The sequence below is a fragment of the Kitasatospora sp. MBT63 genome (genome assembly GCF_000710465.2).
Taxonomy (GTDB): domain Bacteria; phylum Actinomycetota; class Actinomycetes; order Streptomycetales; family Streptomycetaceae; genus Kitasatospora.
Window position 1 is genome coordinate 1 of the sequence record NZ_JAIZ01000319.1, and the last position, 5,962, is coordinate 5,962.

General features: G+C 75.3%; 5 protein-coding genes. 2 read left to right on the forward strand and 3 right to left on the reverse strand.

From position 1 onward, the window contains the following. Window positions 1–2,357: MFS transporter (locus AA75_RS19470; protein WP_033821393.1), on the forward strand; the 2,357-nt coding region annotated here is incomplete at its 5' end. Further along, on the forward strand, window positions 2,357–3,010 hold the full coding sequence (locus tag AA75_RS19475; protein ID WP_051812803.1) for a DUF6875 domain-containing protein: 654 nt from the start codon (window positions 2,357–2,359) through the stop codon (window positions 3,008–3,010). The genes AA75_RS19470 and AA75_RS19475, both read left to right, overlap by 1 nt. 52 nt (window positions 3,011–3,062) lie before the next feature. Here AA75_RS19475 and AA75_RS19480 read toward each other — a convergent pair whose 3' ends face one another. The 3 genes from AA75_RS19480 to AA75_RS19490 form a co-directional block, all read right to left on the reverse strand. Further along, complete coding sequence (locus tag AA75_RS19480) at window positions 3,063–4,412, reverse strand: M14 family metallopeptidase (RefSeq protein ID WP_033821394.1); 1,350 nt, start codon at window positions 4,410–4,412, stop codon at window positions 3,063–3,065. 130 nt (window positions 4,413–4,542) lie between these two features. Further along, the gene (locus AA75_RS19485) at window positions 4,543–5,505 is read right to left on the reverse strand and encodes an AEC family transporter (RefSeq protein ID WP_033821395.1); all 963 of its coding nucleotides are present in this window, start codon (window positions 5,503–5,505) and stop codon (window positions 4,543–4,545) included. Between the two features lie 114 nt (window positions 5,506–5,619). Then, on the reverse strand, window positions 5,620–5,962 hold a 343-nt coding region (locus tag AA75_RS19490; RefSeq protein WP_149038248.1), incomplete at its 5' end, for a LysM peptidoglycan-binding domain-containing protein.

A 5,962-nucleotide genomic window follows, 5' to 3' on the forward strand; every position in this document is an offset into this window, starting at 1 on the left:
CCGAGACCCCCACCGGTCCCGTCGCCGCCCCCACCACCCCCGCCGAAGCGCTGGTCGCCGCCGTCTTCCAGGACGTCCTGGAACGGCCGGTCGGCCTCGACGAGGACTTCTTCGCCGCCGGCGGCGACTCCATGCGAGCCGTCCGCGCGGTCCGCCGGATCGACCCCGAACTCTCCGTCCTTGACCTGTTCGGCCACCCCACCGTCCGCACCCTCGCCGCACGCCTCGGCGGCCCCGGCCGGGCCGCCGACCTGATCCACCGGATGACCGGCACCACCGCCGAGCAGGCCGAGGTCACCGTCCTCGCCGTCCCGTTCGGCGGCGCCGGCGCCATCGTCTACCGCGACCTCGCCGAACGGCTGCCCGACAGCTGGGCCCTGTACGCCGTCCAGCCGCCCGGACGCGACCCGGCCCACCCGGACGAGAGCGCCGAACCGGCCGCCGGCCTCGCCCGCCGCTGCGCCGAGCGGATCCTGCGGGAACGCCCCGGCCCGGTGGTCCTGTACGGCCACTGCGTCGGCGCCGCCCTCGCCACCGCGATCGAGGCCGAACTGCGCGCCGCCGGCCACCCCGTCCTCGGCCTGGTCGTCGGGGCGGCCTTCCCGACCGCCGAACTGCCGGGACCGCTCGGCCGCCTGGCCCGCCTCGCCCCCGGCCGCCGGCAGTCCGACCGCGCCCTCACCGACGGCCTGCGCGCCCTCGGCGGCCTCGCCGAGGACCTCCCCGAGCAGGAACGCCGGCTGCTGGCCGCGGCCGTGCGGCACGACGCCGTCGAGGCCGAACGCTTCTACGGCGCCCCCGCCACGGCCGGCCCCACCCCCGTCCTGGTGGTGGTCGGCGAACGCGACCGGGTCACCGAGTTCCACCGCGAACGCGCCCACGAATGGGCCGCCTACGGCTCCGCCGTGGACACCGCCGTGGTCCCCGGCGCCGGCCACTTCTTCCAGCGCGAACCCGCCCTCGCCGAACTGCTGCAGCAACGCGTGGAGCGCTGGCGGCGCGCGGAGGGACCGGCCGAACCGCCCGAGGTACCGCCGCCGGCCCGGCTCACCGCCTTCCTCACCGTCACCCTCGGCCAGCTGGTCTCGCTGGTCGGCACCGGACTGTCCACCTTCGCCCTCGGCCTGTGGGCCTACCGCACCACCGGCGCCGTCACCGCCTTCGCCGCCATCGCCGCGTTCGCGCTGCTCCCGGCCATCCTGGCGGCCCCCATCGCCGGCGCCGTGGCCGACCGCCACGACCGCCGCCGGGTGATGATCGGCTGCGACCTGGCCGCGCTCGGCGCCGGCGCGGCCGCCGCCGCCCTGCTCACCGCCGGGTCACTGCGGCTGTGGCAGCTGTACGCGGTGGTGATCGTGGGGGCCGTCGCCACCGCCTTCCGGCAGCCCGCCTACCTCGCGGCCGTCACCCAGCTCACTCCCAAGCGCTACCTGGGCCAGGCCAACGGCGTGGTCGGACTGGGCACCGCCACCGGCACCCTGTTCGCCCAACTCCTCGGCGGCGCACTGGCGGTGGCCGTCGGCCTGGCCACCGTGGTGTGGCTGGACGTGGCCTCGTTCGCGATCTCGCTCACCACCCTGCTGGTGGTCCGCTTCCCCGATCTCGGCTTCGTCCGCCGGGACGGGCCGCTGCTGCGGGAGATCACCGAGGGATGGCGCTTCCTGGCCCGCCGCCGCGGCCTGATCGCCCTCGCCGTCTTCTTCGCCGTCGCCAACGCGCTCGGTGGCGTGGTAACGGTCCTGGTCACCCCGCTGGTCCTGGCCTTCGGCTCACCCGCCACCCTCGGCATGGTGCTGGCCGCCCAGGGCGCCGGACTGCTGGCCGGCAGCGCCCTGATGGCGCTCTGGGGCGGCACCCGCCGCCGGGCCGCCGGCATGATCGCCTTCGTCGGGCTGTTCGCCGCCTCCGCGGTGGTGATCGGCCTGCGCCCGACCGCGTTCTTCCCGACCGCCGGCATGTTCGGCATCGGTGTCTGCGCGGCCCTGATCAACGCCCACTGGCTGGCCCTGGTCCAGCTCAAGGTCGGCCTCGACCTGCAGGGCCGGGTACTCGCCACCTGCCTGATGCTGGCCCGGCTGGTGATGCCGCTCGGCTACCTGGTCACCGGCCCGCTCACCGACCACGTCTTCGAACCGCTGCTACGCGACCCCGCCACCCTGCCCGGCACCCTGATCGGCGCCGTCCTCGGCACCGGCCCGGGACGCGGCATGGCCGCCGTCGTGGTCCTCACCGGCCTCGCCGCACTGGCCTGGACCGCCGCGGGCTACGGGTACCGGCCGCTGCGCGAGGCCGACGACTCACTTCCGGACTCCGGGCAGCCGACCGGCGCCCGCCCGGCCGACCCGCGGGACTCCTGATGCTCACCCACCCCGGCAGACCCGAGCACGCCCTGTTCACCGCCGCCGACCTGGAGCCGCCCGCCGCCGGGCTGCCGCCGCACGCCCGCCGGTACGCGGACGCACTGCGCGGTGTGCTCGGCTGGGCCCGGGCGTACCTGACCGCGCCGCACCCGGAACTCGGCCGCACCGGCCCGGTCTGTCCGTTCGTCGGCGCCTCGCTGCGCGACGGGCGGTTCCACCTGGCCCTGTGGCCGGGGCGGCCCGAGGACCGCGGGGAGGTGGCGGAGGCCGTCGCGCTGTACCGGGACTGGTTCCTGCGGCTGGCGCCGCCCGGCGGCGTCCGGGCGCAGTTCACCACCATCCTGATCGTCTTCCCCGACCTGCCGACCGCCGAGGCTCCCGAACTCGTCGACCGCACCCAGCTGGAGCTGAAGACCGCCTTCGTCGAGGACGGCCTGATGCTGGGCCAGTTCCACGACCTGCCGCCGGACCAGCCGGGCCTGTGGAACCCCGACTTCCGGCCGCTGCGCAGCCCGCTGCCGATGCTGGTGATCCGCCACATGGTGCCGACCGACCTGCCGTTCCTGCTGGCCGACCCGCGCCACCTGGCCGCCTACCACCGGCTGTTCGGCGACCGCGACCAGCCGGCCCGGCGCCCGGTGCGCTCCTGACGGTCTGCCGCTCCGGGCGGGCCCTGCGCGGGCCCGTCCGGAGCGGCGCCGCTCAGGTCGCGATGCCGCAGTACTGCTGCTGCTTGCCGATCGCCCGGTACACGCAGTCGGCGGTCTCCACCAGCCGCAGCACGGCCTCCCGGTTGCGGCTGGTCTCCCGTCCGATCACCTCGTCGGGCGGGTAGAAGCCGCTGCTGCCGTTCGGGCCCGGGTACATCTCGAAGGTGTACGCGAAGACCCGCTGGGTGCCCCACAGCCAGTCGTCGATCGCCCCGTCGGTGATGTACAGGTCGCTGGACTGCTCGGGGGTGTAGCCGTTGGTGCCGGCCATGGTGCGGCCGAGGGTGGCGAAGGTGTTGTACTCGTCGGCGGTCATGCCCGTGGTGGTGTTGGCGGTGGTCCAGCCGAACGGCCAGAGCACCAGCTGGCTGTAGGTGTGGAAGTCGATCGCCGCGGTGATCTGCTGCTTGCCGCCGACCACCCGGCTGCGCACGAAGTCGGCGACCACCTTGGTCTCCTTGGCGGACTCCGCCGCGCTGCCCCGGTAGGTCTCGCTGGAGGTGGAGCCGGAGGAGCCGCCGCAGCAGCCCCACTTGTAGTTCCAGTTCCGGTTGAGGTCGGTACCGGCGCTGCTGCTGCCGGGGTTGGGCTGGCGGTCCTTGCGCCAGCTGCGGTAGCGGCCGGTGGCGATGTCGTACTCGCCGCCGTCGGGGTTGAGGTCCGGGACCACCCAGATCTCGCGGCTGTTGACGGCGTTCGCGATCCGGCTGTCGGTGGCGTACTTGTCGCCGAACTCGTGCAGCAGGTAGAGCGCCATCTCGACGGTGAGGTGCTCGCGGGCGTGCTGGTGGGCGGTGAACAGCACCTCGGGCTCGTTCTCGTCGGTGCCGACGTTGTCGCTGATCTTGATCGCGACGATCGCCCGGCCCTCGTACGAGGTGCCGATGACGCGCTTGCTCATGATGTCGGGGTGGGCGGCGACCACGGCGTCGATGTCGGCGGTGGCCTCGGCGTAGTTGTGGTAGCCGGAGTCCGCGGACGGGAAGTCGTACAGGGCGGCGCCCGCCGACTCCTGGGCGCCGTCGGCGCCGTCCTGCGGGCCGGGCAGCAGGGTGGCGGACCAGCCGAGCGCCCGCAGCCGGCCGGCTTCGGCGGCGGTGGCCGTGACCACCACGGAGTCGCTGCGGACGGCGTCGACGGAGGCGCCGGTGGCGGCGATGGCGGTGCGCTCGGCGACGGTCCGCGGGCCGTCGAGGACGTACTGCCGGGCGGTGTCCGCGCCGACGGCGGACCCGGCGGGAACCGGGTGCGCGGCGGCCTGGGTGGTGAGCGGTGACGCGAGGGCGAGGGCCAGCAGGACGGCGGTGGCCGCGGCGGGCTTCCCTCGACTGGGCAGTCGCATGACTGTCCTCCGGTGGGGGATCCGTAGGGACGGAACAGGGGAGGAGGTGCGGCGCGCGCCAGCATGATGGTCCGTCAGTGTCATGGTTTCGTCAAGACGGCAGGTTGCCGCAGTCCGCCGGGAGTCCGGCTCAGTGCGTCGGACCGAGGGCCAGGTACACCAGGGAGAGCGTGCCCATCGACACCAGCGTCGAGGACAGCACCGAGTCGCGGGCCACGGCCGTGCTCAGCCCGTACTCGCGGGCGTAGACGAAGGCGTTCTGGGCGGTCGGCAGCGCCGAGCAGAGCACCACGGCCAGCAGTTGATGGCGGGGCAGGTGCAGCAGCGGGCCGCCGACCGCCAGCGCGACCAGCGGCTGGACCAGCGTCTTCAGGGCCACGGCCACGCCGACCTCGGCCCGCAGCCCGGGGCCGGCCCCGGCCCGGCGGCCGTGCAGCGACATGCCGAGGGTGAGCAGTGCGGTCGGGACCGCCGCGGCGCCGAGCAGTTCGCCGGGCCGGGCCAGGAACGGCGGCAGCCGCCACCCCGCGGCGGAGACCAGCACACCGAGGGCGGAGGCCAGGATGACCGGGTTGCGGACCGGCATGGTGAGCAGCCGCCGCAGCGGGCCGGGCGCCGCCGTCCCGGAGCCGGCCGCCGCGCGGGCCGGCGCGGTGCCCGCGTCGAGCAGGGCGAGGATCACCGGGGACACCAGCAGGACCTGGAACAGCAGGATCTGGGCCACGAACGAGGCGTCACCGAGCACCTGGACGGCCACCGGGATGCCGAGGTTGGCCGAGTTGACGTAGCCCGCCGCCATCCCGCTGATCGCCCGGTCGGCCGGGGCCCGGCGGAACAGCACCCGGCCCGCCAGGAAGCCCAGCCCGGCGGTCAGCACCGTGCCCGCGGCGAAGGCCAGCATCGCGGCGCCCACCAGGCCGGCCGGGCGGGCCCCGGCGAGCATGGTGAACAGCGCGGCGGGCATGGCCACATGGAAGACGAACCGGCCGAGCACCGCCTCGGCCTGCTCCCCGAGCAGGCCGGTCCGGGCGATCAGCAGGCCGACGGCGGTGAGCACCCAGATCGGGGCGAAGCCGGCGAGCAGGGACTGCATGGAACCTCGGCTGGGATCGTTCGGGCACGGGCCGTCGGCAGCAGTCTGCCAGGCCCGTGCCCGGTGGTCCGGTGCGGGGTTCGGGTGGGGCCGGCCGGGGCCGGTCCCGGCCGGTCAGGGGAGGTTGAGCACCTGGCCGGGGTGGATCAGGTCGGGGTTGGTGCCGACCGTGGGGGAGTTGCTCTCGTAGAGGTGCTGCCAGCCGCCCAGCGTCAGGCTGTTGGAGATGGTGGAGAGGGTGTCGCCCGGGGCGACGGTGTAGGTGGTCGCGGGCGCCGGTGCGGTGGCCGCGGGCGTGGTGGTGGCTGCTGCGGTGGCGGCCGTCGTCGCCGTCGCCGTCGCCGTCGCCGTCGCGGCCGGGTCCGGCGTGGCCGGCTGCCCGGTGGTGGCGGGCGCGGTGGTGCCGGAGGCGCCCGGCACCGGCAGGCCGGTGGCGGGGGTGGTGGTGGCGTCCGGG